This window comes from Mameliella sp. MMSF_3455, from assembly GCF_030733205.1.
Taxonomy (GTDB): domain Bacteria; phylum Pseudomonadota; class Alphaproteobacteria; order Rhodobacterales; family Rhodobacteraceae; genus Antarctobacter.
In genome coordinates this window covers 1-15,672 of sequence record NZ_JASHJL010000022.1, presented here as the reverse complement: position 1 = coordinate 15,672, position 15,672 = coordinate 1, and the positions used below count along the sequence as shown (strand labels likewise).

Sequence of the window (15,672 nt, the reverse complement as noted above, 5' to 3'; positions counted from 1 at the left end):
CGGCCCGGTTCCGGGTGTCCGACGGGCCGCACGGTCTATCTCACGTCGCAGAAACCGGCCTATCGAGCTGGCCCGCGCTGGACAACGTTCCGGGGATTGCCGCAACGTGCCGGCATCCCGCGCTGGCCTGCACAAGGGGACCGGTGTGCAAATCCGATGGAGGAAGACTTGACACGTTTCATTTCGCGACGCACCGCGCTTCTTTCTGCTGCGGCTTCGGCCTCGCTGGCCCTGACCCTGCCCGGTCGGGTGTTGGCGGCCACGACACATGAAATCGAGATGCTGAACCGGCACCCCGAGGACCGCAAACTGCGACAAGTGTTCTTTCCGCGCATCGCCGTGATCGAACCGGGCGATAGCGTCAAGTTCCTGGCCACCGACAGGGGCCACAACGCGCAGACCGCAGACGACATGATCCCCGAGGGCGCGAAACCGTTTCGGGGCAGGATCAACGAAGAGATCGAAGTGACCTTCGACACTCCTGGGTTCTACGGCTACCAGTGCCAGCCGCACTACGCCGTCGGGATGGTTGGCCTGATCGTGGTCAAGGGCGAAGGCATGATGGACAATCTCGAAGCCGCCAAGTCGGTACGTCATCGTGGCAAGGCACGAGCGGTCTGGGGGGACATCTGGGCCGAGGTGGACGGCATGGACCTGTCCGCCTGAACGGGTCTTTGCAACGGTTTGGAAAAGGGGGGGCACGCCTCCCCTTTTTTCGTTTCTGCATTGCAGAAAAGCCAGTGCCTCTCCGGCCAGAGGGGCATTTCGACGGGCAAGGGGGATATGGTGGCGTGGGGGGGACTCGAACCCCCGACCTAACGATTATGAGTCGTTCGCTCTAACCAACTGAGCTACCGCGCCAAGCAGTGGAGCGTCGGATACGGAAGCCGCGCGTCGCCGTCAAGCCCGATTTCACCAAAAAACGCTGGGAACGACCGGGCAGGCGAATGTTGTCCTTTGGTCACGCCCCGGAAGGGACTGTCGACCGCCAGGCAGAGGGCGATTGCCCGGTGATGCGCAGGAATTCCCGGTTGAAATTCGACTTGGTGTTGAAGCCGCTGGCATAGATTGCGTCCGTCACCGTCATGCCATCGTTCAACAGATCGCAAGCGTGGCGAATCCGGTATCCGTTCACATGGCGCGAGACATTTTCGCCGGTCTCCCGATTGATCGCTGCGGAGAGTTGCTTGGCCGGGACCTGCAACCGCCGCGCCAGACGGGCCAGGGTGAGGTCGGGTTCCAGGAACAAGTGTTCTTCGGCCATAAGGCGGTCCAACCGCGCCAACAGCATCCCATCGTCGGTCTGAGCGGCGGGTGGCTCAGCGGGCTGGGGCGTCTCGGTCTCTGGAGGGGCCATGCCGTCGCGGGTCAGGGCCAAGGCGGCAACCATCAAGAGCGACAACGAGGAAACGAGGCTGACCACGAAACCATGCACCTCTGGGCGGCCCGCCATGAAGGCCAGCGCGATGACCAGATCGCCAATGGCCGAGAGGATAAGCGCGGCAGCCAGCGCCTGCCAGATCCGGGCAGGCCAAGGGCCGGCGTCCAGCCGCGCGTGCGGCAGCGGGTTGGCGGGGCGCAGGGCCCAGAGGATGGCAGCGCCGTAGCCGAGGAACAGAAAGGGCACGGTCGCATCCAGCGCGGCTGGGACCGCCAGAAGGCAGAACAACCCAAAGACCGGGGCAAGTGCGTGTGGCAGCGCCTGCGCCGGCTTCACCGGTTCGAACAGCGCGGCCCGAAAAGCCAGCCAGGCAACCGGCGGCAGCGCACAGGCGACCAGCGGCAACAAGGGATGCAGCCAGTACAGCCCGTAGTGGTGCACCAGTGAGATCGCCAGGCTCTGCCATGCGCAAAGCGCGAGCAGCGCCGCCACCTCGCGCCCCAGGTCCCGCTTTCGCAGCGACTGCACCAGCAGGAACAGGATCAGCAAGGCAAAGATCAGCGGCAAAGGCAGGGCAATCATGCGAACAACATTCGTCAGGCGTGTTTCAGCACGTCCTTAAACGCGTTCCGCACGTCCGAAAACCGGTTTCAGGACGCGTGCAGGCGTCCAAGGGGCAAGGGTGACGGCATCAAGGCCAATCACAGGAGACACTTGATGAAACATGTTCTGACCGCCGCATTGCTTGCCCTTGGGGGTGTCGCACAGGCGCAAGACCAACTGCCCGGGCATGACCGCATGGATGTCACCGCGGCGCATCGTGCGAGGCCACTGGAGGCCAGTTTCTATTACCCGGCCGCAAACCCCACCTACGTGACCCGCATCGGTGACAACGCGATCTTCAAGGGCGTGCCGGTCTTCATGGGGCCGCGTTTCGCCGAGGGGCGGCGCCCGCTGGTGCTGTTCTCGCATGGATCGGGCGGGAACATGGACGGCATGGCCTGGCTCTTGTCCGGGCTGGCCGAACGCGGCGCGGTCGTCCTGGCCGTCAACCACCCCGGCAGCACCAGCGGCGACAGTTCTCCGCGCCGGTCAGTCCGGCTGGATGAGCGGGCGCGAGACCTTGCCGCCGCGTTGGACCAGTTCCTGTCGGAACCGGAGTTTGCCGCCGCCGTGGACCCCGATCGGATCTATACGCTGGGCTTTTCGTTGGGCGGGGCGACGGCGCTGGGGTTGGCCGGGCTGCGGTTCGACGCGGGGGCCTATGCCCCCTATTGCGAGGGGGGCGCGGCGCGGACCGATTGCGCCTTTTTCGACAAGGGCGGCGTTGATTTCCGCAATCTGCCCGCAGGGTTCTCTGCCGATACCCGCGATCCGCGCGTGACGGCGGCAATGGCGATCGACCCGGCCTTTACCTTTGTCGCGACGGAAAGCAGCGTGGAAAAGCTGACGCTGCCGACCTTGCTGATCAACCTTGGCAAGGAACGGCGTCTTGGCGCATCGGACATGGGGCCGGACGGCAGCGATTTCGCCGCGCGGCTGCCGCAGGCGGAGTATGTCGAGATCGCACCCGCGATCCATTTCACGGCCCTGCCGGAATGCACGCCCAACGCGTCCGAGATCCTGAAGGACGAGGGCGAGGACCCGATCTGTACCGACCCGGAGGGCGCGCACCGCGGTGAGGTCCACGCCCGGATCCTGAGCGCGGTGGCCGATTTCATGGCTTTGGAGTGAATACCTAGGGGGGGCGGTGCAGGCCCCCAAGGCGCCTATTTGACGATCTTCTCGTCCTTGACGAACATGTTGCCCCAGGCGCGGTCGATCAGTTCGGGGGTCATCTTGTAGGGGATGCCCTCGAAATCGCAGACGGAAATCATCTGGTCGATCAGGAAGACCGGCTGGTAGTTCGCATAGACATTCTTGATCGTCGGGTACTTGTTCTTGAGCAGGTGGACGAGGCTGGCCTCGTCCAGCTGCATCTTCTTCTTGCGGGCGACAAGGCTGAAGATCTTGAGGAAGTCTTGCTGGTTCGGGCCGTCGATCTTGATCTTGAAGAAGATCCTGCGCAGCGCGGCCTGGTCGAAGATCTCGTTCGGATGAAAGTTGGTGGAAAAGATCACGAGGGTGTCGAATGGCACCTCGAATTTCTCGCCTGATTGAAGCGCGAGGATGTCCTTGGATTCCTCCAGCGGCACGATCCAGCGGTTGACCAGTTTCTGCGGCGGTTCCGCCTGACGTCCTAGGTCGTCGACGATGAAGATGCCGCCGGTCGATTTCAGCTGCAAGGGCGCCTGGTAGGTACGCGCTGTCGGGTTGTAGACGAGGTCGAGCATGTTCAGGGACAACTCGCCCCCGGTGATGACCGTGGGCCTCTGGCACAGGACATAGCGGCGATCGAACCGTGCGCGGCGTCGCAGCGCGTTGGGATCTTCCGCGTCATCCTCGGCCTTGGAATGCACGATCGGGTCGTAGACCGTGATAACCTGGCCCGAATACTCGATGGCCCGGGGGACGTAGATCCTGTCGCCCATCGCATCGCGAATGCCGTTTGAGATCGAGCTTTTGCCATTGCCCGGCGGGCCGTACATCAGGATCGACCTGCCCGAGGAAACGGCCGGCCCGAGGTTGGAAATCAGGTCGTCCGGCAGGACCAGGTGGCCCATCGCGCCGGTCAGCTGATCGCGGGTGATCTGGATGTTGCGGATCGACTGGCGTTTGACCTGTTCGGCGTAGACATCGAGGGGGATCGGCATGGCGCCGAAGTATTCCGACTGCGCCAGCGCATCCAGCGCACGCGCCTTGCCGCTGTCGGTCAACTGGTAGGGCATCTCGGAAGAAACCTCTCCCGAGGGGCCAAGCGTGCCCATCGCCTCCATCAGGCCCTGACCGCGGCACATGTCGATCAGTTCCTGCGCGACCGTCACAGGGAGGCAGACGGTGCGTGCAAGATCCGTCACGATGTTGGTGTTCTTGCGGAACATCGTCTTGAGCACGATGTCACGCATCATCACCAGCGGAAGCTTCATTTCCTCAATCCGCCGCGGCTGCGGCGGGGCCAGGACGGCGCCGGTTTCCATGTTCATGTCGTGTCTGCCCTCAACTGGTTTTGCCGCAAAGGTGCCGGTGGAATGTGGCGGCAGCGGGGCAGGGTCAGGGAAAGACGCGGACCTCAGACCCGCACAAGGCGTCGTAGACGTCCGATGAAACCGCGGGTCGGTTGCTGTGGTACCGCGTCTGCCAGCGCCCTATCTCGGAATACGCGGAAGGCCGTGAATCCGGCCTCCGGTGGGTCCATGAGGTCCAGCCACTCCCCAGACACGGTGTCCATTGCGTACCAACCGGGATGCGCAATCAATGTGATGATGGCGTCAAAGGCCCCCGCGCCCCCGCGTACATGCAGAGAGATCGAAGCGGTCACGGCGTCTTGGCCGGTATTGACTTCGATTGACCAATCCGCGCCGCGTAAAAGGCCTCAGCTTGGGTCGCTCCAATCCGTTTCTGGAAATGTCGCCGAGACGGTTCTGCGGATGGTCTCGGTTTCAAAACTTCCCGGCGTCCAGTCGCCGGGAAGATCACTGACCGCCGGGGGCGGCGCATCCAGAATGAACAGGATGAGGTCCCAGTTCATGGTGTGGACTGGCCATAGAACAATCCGAGGCCAAGATAGATCGCCAGTGTCCCGCCAAGGGCGAGCCCCATCGGGAATTTCGACCCGGCCTCCCAACTGTGCCAGTGGGGCGCCAGTCGGCGCAGTGGCGTGCGCCTTGCCAATCGGTGTGCCACGAAGGCCGCCAGCAGGTTGGCGGCAAAGAGGGCCATCAGGAACCGCAGGTCACCGATGTGGATGAAAGGGGCGGCGGCGGCGGCGAATTTCGCGTCGCCGGCCCCCATCGCCCCGCCGGCGTTCAGGGCGATACCTGCCACCAGAACCACGACAAGATGCAAGTAGCGCCAGAAATATGCGTCAAGCGGCAGCGCGACCACGCCCATGAAGAGGTAAACCAGGAACAGCGTTACGACGGCATGGTTGGGAATGCGCATTCCCTTCATGTCGGTGTAGCAGATATAGACACAGATCGGCAGGACGAAAGGCAGGAACCACAGGGCCGCGGCGGCACTCAGGGACATGGACGTCAGGCCTCGTCAAGGGCCGCCAGCGCCCGGGCCGCGGCCTCGAAGTGCTGCGGGTGCGTCTCCATCGCCTCGCGCAGCAGCGCCTTGCCGGTCTTGACGTCGCCGCTCTTGATCGCGGCCAGGCCCAGGGTGTGCAGCAGTTCGGCCTTTTCGACCTGCGTCATGGGGATGACGGGCAGGATGTACTTGCCCTGCGCGCCGCGCGCCATGACCAAGTTGTTCTTGGCGGTGTACAGCTTTTCGTCGTGCCGGATCGCCTCAAGGAAAAGCTTTTCGGCTTCGGGCAGATCGCCGCGCGTCAGTTTGGAATACCCCCAGTTGTTGAGCACCGAGGCGGGTTTGGTCGTCAGGCCCACCGCGACCTCGTAGAAACTGTCGGCCTTTTTCCATTCCTTGTTGCTGTCGGCGATCATCGCCTCAAGCCGGTAACGCTTGTAGGTCTCGAAGGTGGGCGGGATCGCGTCCAGCACCTTTTCCGCCTGGTCCCACTCGCCGGCGCGTATCAGGACATCGGCCAGCTGCACGCGGTCGTCATCGGTCGATTCCTCGTGCTCGACGACCTTGGCCCACGCCACTTTCGCCTCGGGGATGCGTTTGGCCCGGACCAGTGACTTGGCAAGGCCGCGGCGGATGTCGATCCGGTCGGGGTCTTCCTTGAGCGTGCGCTGGAAATAGGACACGGCCTCGTTCGGGTCGCCCACGGTCAGCATGACCTCGTTCAGGTCGCTTTCGTCGACGACGTTCACGCCCTGGAACTTGCGGTCCATTTCAGCGGTGTCGATGCCCTTGTCACAGGCCGACAGCGCGACGACGCCCGCCGCGCAGAGGGAAACGATGATGGGATGGCGCATTTTGCCTGCGTCCTTGTGCTGCTCTGCCTCTCGCCCGCCTTTTCGGCGGTTGTTCTTGTGCCCCGTTTTTCGGGACGATTGACCGTCAACCGCCACTGCGCCGGATCAGGTAGTCCCCATGCCCGCGACGTACGATCTTGTATTCTTGCTCTAACTCCTCACCATAACCGGAATTTTCCATTTTTGCGAGCGCCAAGCGAAGATTGTCGCGAATTGAGTCACTTTGGCCATTGTCCAATGCATAGGCCCGGCGAAAGACCTCGGAGGCCTCGGCGGTCTCTCCCTTTTCGATCAGCACGATGCCGAGGTTGTTCCAGGCTTCGGCCCAGTCCGGTTCTTCCTTGACGGCGCGCCGCAGCAGCGGTTCGGCCTGGTGCAGGCGCCCCAATGCCAGGTTGGCGGACCCCAACGCCATCAGCACCTCGGCGGTCAATCCCCGGTCTGCGGCAGCGCGTGTAAAGGCCTCGAGCGCGAGTTCGTGCTGGCCCGCGGCCATCAGGCGGTGGCCCACAGTCAAACCGTCCACCGCTTCGCCCCGAGGGTCGAGACCGGGCGCATAGGGAGATGCGGGATCCTCGCGCGCAAGCGGGCCGCCTGCGGTGCAGGCGGCCAGGGGCAGAATCATCAGGGCGGCCCATAGAGCCTGTTTCATGCAGTCAGTTGCCCACGGCCATGGAGCCCATCTCGGAAATGCCGACCGCGGACGGGCCCACGAGAATGATCAACAGCGGCGGCACCGTGAGCATCATAGTGGTCAGCGTCATCTTTGTCGGCAGTTTGTTCGCAGCTTCCTCGGCACGCATGACTCTTTTGTCACGCATTTCGCCCGCATAGACCCGCAACGCCTCTGAGATCGAGGTGCCGAAGGTCGCCGCCTGGTTCAGCACGGTCACGAAGGAGGAGATATCTGGCAGGCCACAGCGGTCAGCCATGTCGTTCAGGACCTGGCTCTTGTCCTTGCCGGCTTTCATCTCGTAGCTGATGATCTCGTATTCTTCGGCCAGCGGAGGAAAGGAACTGCGCAGCTCGCGGGCGACACGAACGATGGATTGGTCCATCGACTGGCCCGCCTCGACGCAGACCAGCATCATGTCGAGGCTGTCGGGAAAGCCCTGCTGGATCTGCTCCTGGCGGCTGGCGACGCGCTTGTTGACCCAGTACTTGGGGGCCATGTAGCCAACGCAGCCGGGGCCAAGGATATACATCAGCTTGGTCTGCATCGTTGCCGTCTCTGGGTCGATGAAGAAGATGTAATACACGACGCCCGCGCAGAGCAGGGCGATGCCAAGCGCGAATTGCAGGAAGTAGTAGATCTGTACCGCGTCCTTGGACCGGTAGCCGGCCTGCATCAGCTTGGTGCGGATCTCGGAATATTCCTTGGCGTCCTGGGGTTCCAGGAACTGCGCGTACTTGTTGAGCTTTTCGTTCTTGCTCTTTTCCCGCAACACGGCGCGGGTTTCCGCGTCCAGACGTTTCTTGCCGTCCTGCTTGAGCTTTTCCAACGGGTCGGGGCGCGAGTTGAGGAACAACGGGATCGTGGCAACGATCAAGAGCGCCGCCAGTCCTGCGACCACGATGAGCGGACCGGCGGGTCCCAGGGCATCGATGATCATCGTGTTGAGCGTATCGAACATGGGGCAGCCTTTCTCAGACCTTGATATTCACCAGCCAGCGCATGACGATCATGTTCGCGACCAGCATGATGCCGACGATGAAGCAGGCGGGAATGAACCAGGGGTGGTCGAGCACCTCGTCGTAGTAGTCGGGCTTGGCGACCTGGATGAAGATCAGCGCGGCGACGGGAAAACCGGACAGGAACTTGCCCGACCATTGCGCCTCGGCGGTGATCGCCTTGACCCTGCGGAACAGGCGAAAGCGGGCGCGGATCACCTTGGCCAGGCCTTCGAGGATCTCGGCGAGGTTGCCGCCGGCCTGCTGCTGGATCGCCACGGCCACGGCGAGAAAGCGAAGGTCCTGCATGTCCAGCCGTTCGGCCATGTGTTTCAGCGCCTCGCCCACGTCGCGGCCATAGGTCGATTCATCCGCGATTATGCCGAATTCAGTGGCCAGCGGGTCCTTCAGTTCCTTTGCGACGATCGAAATGGCCGAGCTGAACGGGTGGCCGACCCGCAATGAGCGCACCATCAGTTCCACGGCGTCGGGAAGCTGTTCCTCGATCATGCTGAGACGTTTGTTGGCCCGGTGGTTGACCCAGAAATAGACCCCGCCCACGCCCATGAAGACGGACATGACAGCGCGTACGGCGGCGCCGGCCTCTGTCCCGATGCTCAACCCGACAAAGGCAAAGACGGATGCGGCAACCATGACCAGGATCAACTGTTGCGGCGTGAAGGCAAGCGCCGCCTTCTGTGCCTTGCTGGCCAGCATCGAGTAGATGGGCAGCGAGCGGCTTTGCATGTGCTGGTCCATCTCCTTGCGGAGTTTGGCCAGCACGTCCTCTCGGCGTTCGCCCTTGTCGAGCATTTCCAGGCGGCGGTTGACCCGATTGGTCAGGCTGATCGACTTGCCGAAGGCGACAAGATAGACGCCGTTGACCAGGATCAGCACGCCCAGGAAGATCCCGCCGTAGATGATCGGTTCTGCGCTGAGCATTGGTGTTACTCCGGTCTGAAGGGTTCGTAGATCGAGGCAGGCACGTCGTAGCCCCACATCCGGAACCGTTCGGCAAAGGCGCTGCGGACGCCGGTGGCCGTGAAGTGGCCGATGATCTTGTTATCGGGTGTCAGGCCGACACGCTGGAAGCGAAAGATCTCTTGCATTGAAATCACATCGCCTTCCATGCCGGTGATCTCGGTGATCGAGGTCATCCGGCGCGAGCCGTCCTGCAGGCGGCTGGCCTGGACGATCAGGTTGACCGCGCTGGCGATCTGGCTGCGCATCGCCTTGAGCGGCATCTCGATGCCCGCCATCGCAATCATGTTTTCCAGTCGCGCCACACCGTCGCGCGCGCTGTTGGCGTGGATCGTGGTCATCGAGCCGTCGTGGCCGGTGTTCATGGCCTGCAGCATGTCGATGACTTCCTCGCCGCGCGTCTCGCCCACGATGATGCGGTCGGGGCGCATCCGCAGGGCGTTCTTCAGGCAGTCGCGCGGGGTCACGGCGCCCTTGCCCTCGACGTTGGGCGGGCGGCTTTCCATGCGGCCGACGTGGGTCTGTTGCAGTTGCAGTTCGGCGGTATCCTCGATGGTCAGGATGCGTTCGCTGTCGTCGATGAAACTTGACAGCGCGTTGAGCGTGGTGGTCTTGCCGGAACCGGTACCGCCCGAGACGATGATGTTCAGGCGCGTGGCCACGGCGGCCTGAAGGTAGACGGCCATTTCCTCCGTGAAGGCGCCGAAGTTGACCAGGTCGTCGATGCCCAGCTTGTCCTTCTTGAATTTCCGGATTGACACCAGGCTGCCGTCGATGGCCACGGGCGGCACCATCGCGTTGAAACGGGACCCGTCCGCAAGACGGGCGTCGACGTAGGGGTTCGATTCATCGACGCGCCGGCCCACGGCCGAGACGATCTTGTCGATGATCCGCATCAGGTGCTTTTCATCCTTGAATGTCACGTCCGACAGCGTCAGCTTGCCGCTCTGTTCGATGAAGATCTGCTGCGGACCGTTGACCAGGATGTCAGAGATTGTCTCGTCCTTGAGCAGCGGCTCCAACGGGCCAAGGCCCTTCACCTCGTCGTAGAGGTCGGCCATCATCGTGCGGCGTTCGTCGCGGTTCAGCACGACGCCCTTGTCCTGCAGCGTTTCATTGGCGATCGCGCTGATTTCCTCGCGCAACTCGCCCTCCGAGGCCTTGTCCAGCGCAGCAAGGTTCAGGTTTTCCAGAAGCGCGCGGTGCAGTTCCAGCTTGATCTCGCCTAGTCGCTCCTTGCGCTTCTTTTCCTTGTCCACGGGGGCGGCCTGCGCGGCGGGTTTCGCCTTGCGGCGCACGGCGGCTGGCTGGGCGGCAGGCTGCGCGGCGACGGGGGCCGCCGGGGCAGGGGCCTTGACCGGCTGCGCGCCGGGAGCGGAGGTTTTCTTGTAGCGCGAGAACATGTTTTTCCCCTGGGTCAGGCGGCTTCGGCGTCGCTGTCGCCGATGGCATTGAGCTGCTGGGCAAGCTTCACGATTTCGCGGCGCAGTGGGTTTTTTGCAGCGTGGCTGGCCAGCGGCAGCCCGTGATCGCAGGCCTGCATGACGGTACGGCCGCCATCGGGCAGCTGCACGTCCAACGAAATCGCAAGGCTGTCGGCCAGCCGCTTGACGCGGCTCTTGCCCTGCAGGTCGGTGAATTTGGGTGCGCGGTTCAGCGCGAAACGGATTTTCTCGAAAGGAAGATCCTCGGATTGCAATGCCCGCTTCAGGCGCAGCGTGTTCTGGGCCGAGCGCATGTCCAGTTCGATCAGCGCGAAATAGAGTTGTGCTTCGGTCAGGACGGTTTCCGTCCACTGCACGACGGTGGAGGGCATGTCGACGATGACGTAATCGAAATGCTCGCGCGTGATGTCCAGCAGGCGTTTGATCTCGGCCGGGCCGATGATGTCCAGCGGCAGGATGTCCGAGGGCGCGGTGAACACCTGCATCTTGTCCTCGAAACTGACCAGCGCTTGGCCAAAGCTGTCGCCGTCCATCGCCTCGATGTCCGAGAGCGTTTCGTAGACGGCCTCGCGGCGGGGCAGGTCGAGATAGGTCGCGACCGAGCCGAATTGCAGCCCAAGGTCGATCAGGCAGACCTTCGGCTGTTTGTCCTTGCCGCCTGTTGCCAGCTCGTAGGCAAGATTGACGGCCAGGGTGGTCGCGCCGACACCACCGGCAAGGCCGTGCACCGCGATCAGTACGCCGTCGCCCCCGCCGGACAGGCGGACACCCTCGGCATTGGTGGCGGGCGCGCTGTCGGGTTGTGCGGCAGTGGGTGCAGGGCGGCGCAGCCGTTCGAGTGCCCCGGCAAGCTCACCTTCGGGCAACGGATAGGGGACGAATTCATCGGCCCCGTCGCGCAAGAGTTGATGCAGTGAGGCGGGCGTCACGTCCTCGGCGATCAGGATGACCTTGACGCCGATTTCCTTGGCAACGTGAATGACCTGAGACAACATCGGCAAGTCCGGCTCGTCGATGGCGTCGATGGCCATCGCCACGAATTCCAGCGACCGGCCGTCCGGCTGGTTCAGAAAGGCCGTGGCCTCGTCGAACCCGAGGTCCCCCCAGCCTTCGCCAAGCAGGGCTTCCATGTCGTCGATGAGCAGGTCAAAGTTCTGGACGTCGCGGCTGATGGTGCAGGCGACGATTGGTGCCGGCTCCGTTTGCTGTGGTGTCGCGTTGGTCATGCCTGTCGTCCTTTACTCTTGCCGGACCGGGTGAACGTGGCGAAGACTTGTCCCCCGGACCCGCGGTGCGCGACTCGGGTCTTGCGCACGCACTGGTTCTCCAAGGCGACAGTCCCCCACAAACGAGGCAACATTTGGGCTAAAAAACCGAAATTGTACGGTGAACGGGGACTGATGGCGGGGCCTGGAACGCCGCCGCGCCCCTCTGGTGGTCAAGGGGATTTCCGGCTCAATTCACGCGGGTGTGGCGGGGGTCAGGATGGGCGCCCAAGGGGCGGACATGAAAAAAGGGGCCGTCTGGCCCCTTTCCTTGCCGGTCCGTTGTCGGGGTCACTCGGTGATCGCGAGGTCCTGGCCCTGCTGTCCGGTCAGCCCCGTCTTGGGCTCGGCGCTGTTGATGTATTCGCGGTAGATGACCTCGGCATATTTGCCGTCCAGCACCGTGGGGTGGCTGGACACAAAACCCGATACTTCGGTCACGGTGCGCCGGTTGCGGCGTTCGCGGCCCTCGGTCACGATCAATGGCTGTGTCTCGCCGTAGGAAACGACGGCTTCGAGCCGCGAACGGCTGATGCCCTGGCTGACGAGGTAGTTCACGACCGCATTGGCACGCCGCAGGCCAAGGCTCTTGTTGTAGCCATTGCTGCCGACCTTGTCGGTGTGGCCGTAGACACGGAACCGGATTTCCGGGAATTGGCGAATCCACTGGGCCTGTTCGCGCAGTGTATCGCGCGCACCGTGGTCCAGCACGGCGCTGTTGAAGGCAAAGTTGACCGTGGTCATGACCTCGGAGGCGAAACGCTGCGACAGATCGTAGAGGACCTGCTTTTCGCCGGTCATCAACTGGTGGTTGTTCATCGTGGCGTTGCCGAAGTGACCGGTGTCGATCAGCGCGCCCGCCTCGCGGTCAAACCCGACAGGGGCTTGGCTGCAACCGGCGATCAAGAGGCCCGCGGTCAGCGCGGCGGAAAGGGGGAGCCTGATCATCATTCGCCTCTGCATCAATCCATCACATATCCGTAGGACCCGGTGAAGTCCTGCTTGGCCACTTCGCCCGCAGCGCCGGCCTTGGGGGCTTTCTGGCCCGGCTTGCCGGCGACCTTGCCGCGCAGGAAGAGGTCACGTTCGGTCGGGGGCACGACGCGGTCGGTCGGAAGGGCCAGGTATTCGCCCCGCGTCGGCGTCACCAGGTGCGGGGTGACGATGATCACCAGTTCGGACTGCGAACGCTGGTATTCCGCGCTGCGAAAGAGGGCGCCCAGCACCGGAACGTCACCCAGCCAGGGCAATTGCGAGTTCCGGTCGGTGAAATCGTCCATCAAGAGGCCCGCTATGGCAAAGCTTTCACCGTCACGCAGTTCGACAGTGGTCGAGGTTTCGCGCCGTTTGAAACCATTGATCGAGATGTCCGAGAGCACGATCGAGTTGTTGGTGTCAATCGACGAGACCGCGGCCTCGAGTTCGAGGTTGATCAGGTCGCCATCGACCACCCGGGGGATGAAGTTCAGCTCCACGCCAAAAGGTTTGTACTCGATGGTGATGGTGTTGTTCTGCTGGCTGACCGGCACAGGGTATTCGCCACCCGCCAGGAACTTGGCCTCCTGGCCCGACAGCGCGGTCAGGTTGGGTTCGGCAAGGGTGCGCACGATGCCTTTGCGTTCCAGCGCCTCCAGCATGATGCCCACTTCGAGCCCGCCGGCGTTGAAACCGAAGAGAACCGCGCCTTCGACGTCCAGCCCCTGCGGCGCCAACTTGTCGGCGACGGCGTCGACGGCCGCATCCGAGGCGGCGCTCAACGTGCCCAGTTCAAGGCCGAGATCGCCGCCAGCGACGGATCCGCCGGTGGCCAGCGAGGTTCGCAGCATTTTGGCGGCGGTGCGTTCCATCTCTGCAAAGCGGACCTTCAGCATGACCTGCTGGACGCCGCCCACGGACATCAGGTTCGATACTCGTTCGGGGGCATACCGCTGGGCAAGATCCAGCGCCCGCTGCATCCGCGCGGTCGAAGAGACGGTGCCCGACAGCACGATGCCGTCGTTCGCGGTGCGGACCTCGATCTTTTCCTGTGGAAGGATCTGGCGCAGGCGTTCCTTGAACTCGGACACGTCCGGCGAGACCCGGATATCGACGTTCGAGATCAGCTCTCCGGCGGCGTCGAGGATGGTGAGCGTCGTTGTGCCCGGCGCTTTGCCAAGCACATAGATATTGCGGTCGTTCAACGAAGAGATGTCCGCGATCGCAGGGTTGGCGATGGACAGTTCCGCAAAGGGAACGTCGCTTTCGACCACCAGCGCGCGGTTCATCGGAACGTTGAGCACCGGTTGCGTGCCATTGCGCAGGATGCGCAGGTTGTCCGCCTGTGCGTACTGCGCCGCAAGCGGCGCAACCGCAAGCGACAGGCCCAAAAGGGCCGTCTTCAGGAATCTGTCAATGGTCATGTGACCTGCCTCTCGATCACTGCTCGGACGCAGGTCTGACGCCTGCATTTTCCCCGACCATGCGTCATCTCGTGTTTTATTGCAAGAATCAAAGGCTTCAGCCAACCGGCTTATGTGGATAACCCGCAACACGCCGGGTATTTTCGCAACAAAAGGGCCCCCGCCGCGGCGGGGGCCTGATCTTTTCAAGCGTTTGAATTCGCCGTTCGATTTCCCGGATCAGTTGGTGCAGGGGATCGGGATCTCGACCACGTCGGCGCCGCGACGCACCCGGGTGGTGCAGGTCTTGTCCACTTTCTTCTCGGCGCGTTCTTCGGCCACGATGCCCAGAAGCGACAGCTGGTCGACCTCGATCGCCTCGGCCACGGTATCGTCCAACTGGGACATCAGCGACAGCGACAGCTTGCCGGTCGACTGGGCCTGCGCAAGGGCGGCAACCTGTTGCGGGCTGGCGGCCACGGTCACGGTGCGGGCGATGGTTGCCGTGTTGTATTCGGTATCGGCGGTCTGGTCGATTGCGATCAGGCGGATCCCGGTCTGGATCAGCTTGGTCACCTCGCCGGAAGAGCGTTCGCCGATCTCTCCGGGCAGGCGGCCCGTCCAGTAGACATCGACCCGGTCTCCAGGACGCAGGAAACCGGACACGCCCGAAGCCACGTCGACCTTGATCGCAAAGGCGCGCTGGCCGCGGTCAAGGCGCGAGGTCAGGCCCGCGTCGCCGCCGGGTTCGGACACTTTCACCTTCATCAGCACTTCGGCCTTCTCGATCGGGCGCATCGCGAGACGCGGTTCCTGACCGTCGATGAAGAAGGGGTTTTCCTCGTCGAAATAGTCCTCGGGGAGGGCCTTCTGCGGCCAATGGGCCAGCACCACGTCCTCTGGCTTGATCTCTTCGCCGTAGTTGATGGCGCGTTTCGTGATGAAGACCTTGGCCACTGGAACAGAGGCGCCGGCCTTGGCGCGCTCCTCTGCAAGGGCGCTTTCATAGGCCCCGATGTAATTCTGCGCCATGTAGACGGCAAAGCCCGCCAGGGCGAGGCCGGCGATCAGCACTAGTCCGAATACGAGTCGCATATGTCACCTCACTTGGACAAAAAGGGATTCGCCGGTCTCCCGGCCCGGATCATCCTGGCGGGAGAATGAGGCAAGAACGGGACACTCGCTGGGCGGTTTGGCGACGCCTGTTCGCCGCAGGTGGCGAACATGATGACGAGCGGCCCGCGCAGCGGGCCGCCCTTGCCAATGTCGTGGCAGCAGGGGGTCAGAAGTCGTCTTGGCGGACGAGTTCGGCGGCGAGGCCGTCGCGCAGGCCGAGTGTCGAGTTTTCCGCGGCAGTATAGGCTGCAATGCAGAAGCCGACGATTGCGGCGGTCAGAACGACCCAGTCCACGGTCACGGCACCATCTTCCTCAGCCGCAAAGGCCTTAATCAGATCACGCATGGTGTAACTCCGGGCTGGAACCGCACAAGCAGAAATGCGGTTGTGAAAAAGGCGCGCGCCGCGTCGGGCACGCGCCTGAACCGTCAGCTGATCGCCGTCGGGCG

The 15,672-nt window shown here is 63.2% G+C and carries 16 protein-coding genes and 1 tRNA gene; 2 read left to right on the top strand and 15 right to left on the bottom strand.

The window, feature by feature from the left end; translation table 11 throughout:
• Positions 1-168 precede the first annotated feature (168 nt).
• Entirely contained in the window at positions 169-666 is a 498-nt protein-coding gene (locus RBB42_RS16310) for a pseudoazurin (protein WP_305970348.1), read from the top strand.
• A 118-nt stretch (positions 667-784) separates the two neighbouring features.
• On the opposite strand, the gene RBB42_RS16305 is transcribed toward RBB42_RS16310, so the two are convergent.
• A tRNA-Met gene (locus RBB42_RS16305) sits at positions 785-861 on the bottom strand.
• Positions 862-961: 100 nt separating this feature from the next.
• Positions 962-1,963, bottom strand: coding sequence for a helix-turn-helix domain-containing protein (locus RBB42_RS16300; RefSeq protein ID WP_305970347.1), 1,002 nt, complete (start codon positions 1,961-1,963; stop codon positions 962-964).
• Positions 1,964-2,098: 135 nt separating this feature from the next.
• Here RBB42_RS16300 and RBB42_RS16295 point away from each other — a divergent pair, with 135 nt between their 5' ends.
• Entirely contained in the window at positions 2,099-3,115 is a 1,017-nt protein-coding gene (locus tag RBB42_RS16295) for an alpha/beta hydrolase family protein (RefSeq protein ID WP_305970346.1), read from the top strand.
• Between the two features lie 35 nt (positions 3,116-3,150).
• Here RBB42_RS16295 and RBB42_RS16290 read toward each other — a convergent pair whose 3' ends face one another.
• The 13 genes from RBB42_RS16290 to RBB42_RS28135 all read right to left on the bottom strand — a co-directional run.
• A complete protein-coding gene (locus RBB42_RS16290; protein WP_305970345.1) occupies positions 3,151-4,464 on the bottom strand; it encodes a DUF8689 domain-containing protein in 1,314 nt (437 codons plus the stop codon).
• Positions 4,465-4,853: 389 nt separating this feature from the next.
• Complete coding sequence (locus RBB42_RS16285) at positions 4,854-5,009, bottom strand: hypothetical protein (protein WP_305970344.1); 156 nt, start codon at positions 5,007-5,009, stop codon at positions 4,854-4,856.
• Positions 5,006-5,509 carry a prepilin peptidase gene (locus RBB42_RS16280; protein ID WP_305970343.1) on the bottom strand — a complete coding sequence of 168 codons (504 nt, stop codon included), beginning with the start codon at positions 5,507-5,509 and terminating at the stop codon, positions 5,006-5,008. Before RBB42_RS16280 ends, RBB42_RS16285 begins: the two co-directional genes overlap by 4 nt.
• Positions 5,510-5,514: 5 nt before the next feature.
• Positions 5,515-6,366 (bottom strand): tetratricopeptide repeat protein, encoded by an 852-nt coding sequence (locus RBB42_RS16275; protein ID WP_305970342.1) that lies wholly within the window; start codon positions 6,364-6,366, stop codon positions 5,515-5,517.
• Between the two features lie 85 nt (positions 6,367-6,451).
• On the bottom strand, positions 6,452-6,991 hold the full coding sequence (locus RBB42_RS16270) for a tetratricopeptide repeat protein (protein ID WP_305970341.1): 540 nt from the start codon (positions 6,989-6,991) through the stop codon (positions 6,452-6,454).
• Positions 6,992-7,022: 31 nt separating this feature from the next.
• A complete protein-coding gene (locus RBB42_RS16265) occupies positions 7,023-8,000 on the bottom strand; it encodes a type II secretion system F family protein (protein ID WP_305970340.1) in 978 nt (325 codons plus the stop codon).
• Between the two features lie 13 nt (positions 8,001-8,013).
• Positions 8,014-8,979, bottom strand: a complete 966-nt coding sequence (locus tag RBB42_RS16260) for a type II secretion system F family protein (protein ID WP_305970339.1) — start codon at positions 8,977-8,979, stop codon at positions 8,014-8,016.
• 5 nt (positions 8,980-8,984) lie between these two features.
• Complete coding sequence (locus RBB42_RS16255; RefSeq protein ID WP_305970338.1) at positions 8,985-10,421, bottom strand: TadA family conjugal transfer-associated ATPase; 1,437 nt, start codon at positions 10,419-10,421, stop codon at positions 8,985-8,987.
• A gap of 14 nt (positions 10,422-10,435) precedes the next feature.
• On the bottom strand, positions 10,436-11,689 hold the full coding sequence (locus tag RBB42_RS16250) for a CpaE/TadZ family protein (RefSeq protein WP_305970337.1): 1,254 nt from the start codon (positions 11,687-11,689) through the stop codon (positions 10,436-10,438).
• 330 nt (positions 11,690-12,019) lie between these two features.
• Positions 12,020-12,676, bottom strand: coding sequence for an OmpA family protein (locus RBB42_RS16245; protein ID WP_305970336.1), 657 nt, complete (start codon positions 12,674-12,676; stop codon positions 12,020-12,022).
• A 14-nt stretch (positions 12,677-12,690) separates the two neighbouring features.
• Entirely contained in the window at positions 12,691-14,127 is a 1,437-nt protein-coding gene (locus tag RBB42_RS16240) for a type II and III secretion system protein family protein (RefSeq protein ID WP_305970335.1), read from the bottom strand.
• A gap of 219 nt (positions 14,128-14,346) precedes the next feature.
• Positions 14,347-15,201 carry a Flp pilus assembly protein CpaB gene (gene cpaB / locus RBB42_RS16235; RefSeq protein WP_305970334.1) on the bottom strand — a complete coding sequence of 285 codons (855 nt, stop codon included), beginning with the start codon at positions 15,199-15,201 and terminating at the stop codon, positions 14,347-14,349.
• 187 nt (positions 15,202-15,388) lie between these two features.
• The coding region (locus tag RBB42_RS28135) for a Flp family type IVb pilin (protein WP_371932221.1) at positions 15,389-15,672 on the bottom strand (284 nt) is incomplete at its 5' end.

Bases quoted from the DNA above. Each gene is read 5' to 3' on its own strand.
- cpaB (WP_305970334.1), bottom strand. From the start codon at position 15,201: ATGCGACTCGTATTCGGACTAGTGCTGATCGCCGGCCTCGCCCTGGCG.
- RBB42_RS16255 (WP_305970338.1), bottom strand. From the start codon at position 10,421: ATGTTCTCGCGCTACAAGAAAACCTCCGCTCCCGGCGCGCAGCCGGTC.
- RBB42_RS16245 (WP_305970336.1), bottom strand. From the start codon at position 12,676: ATGATCAGGCTCCCCCTTTCCGCCGCGCTGACCGCGGGCCTCTTGATC.
- RBB42_RS16280 (WP_305970343.1), bottom strand. From the start codon at position 5,509: ATGTCCCTGAGTGCCGCCGCGGCCCTGTGGTTCCTGCCTTTCGTCCTG.
- RBB42_RS16265 (WP_305970340.1), bottom strand. From the start codon at position 8,000: ATGTTCGATACGCTCAACACGATGATCATCGATGCCCTGGGACCCGCC.
- RBB42_RS16295 (WP_305970346.1), top strand. From the start codon at position 2,099: ATGAAACATGTTCTGACCGCCGCATTGCTTGCCCTTGGGGGTGTCGCA.
- RBB42_RS16270 (WP_305970341.1), bottom strand. From the start codon at position 6,991: ATGATTCTGCCCCTGGCCGCCTGCACCGCAGGCGGCCCGCTTGCGCGC.
- RBB42_RS16290 (WP_305970345.1), bottom strand. From the start codon at position 4,464: ATGAACATGGAAACCGGCGCCGTCCTGGCCCCGCCGCAGCCGCGGCGG.
- RBB42_RS16250 (WP_305970337.1), bottom strand. From the start codon at position 11,689: ATGACCAACGCGACACCACAGCAAACGGAGCCGGCACCAATCGTCGCC.
- RBB42_RS16285 (WP_305970344.1), bottom strand. From the start codon at position 5,009: ATGAACTGGGACCTCATCCTGTTCATTCTGGATGCGCCGCCCCCGGCG.
- RBB42_RS16240 (WP_305970335.1), bottom strand. From the start codon at position 14,127: ATGACCATTGACAGATTCCTGAAGACGGCCCTTTTGGGCCTGTCGCTT.
- RBB42_RS16275 (WP_305970342.1), bottom strand. From the start codon at position 6,366: ATGCGCCATCCCATCATCGTTTCCCTCTGCGCGGCGGGCGTCGTCGCG.
- RBB42_RS16260 (WP_305970339.1), bottom strand. From the start codon at position 8,979: ATGCTCAGCGCAGAACCGATCATCTACGGCGGGATCTTCCTGGGCGTG.
- RBB42_RS16300 (WP_305970347.1), bottom strand. From the start codon at position 1,963: ATGATTGCCCTGCCTTTGCCGCTGATCTTTGCCTTGCTGATCCTGTTC.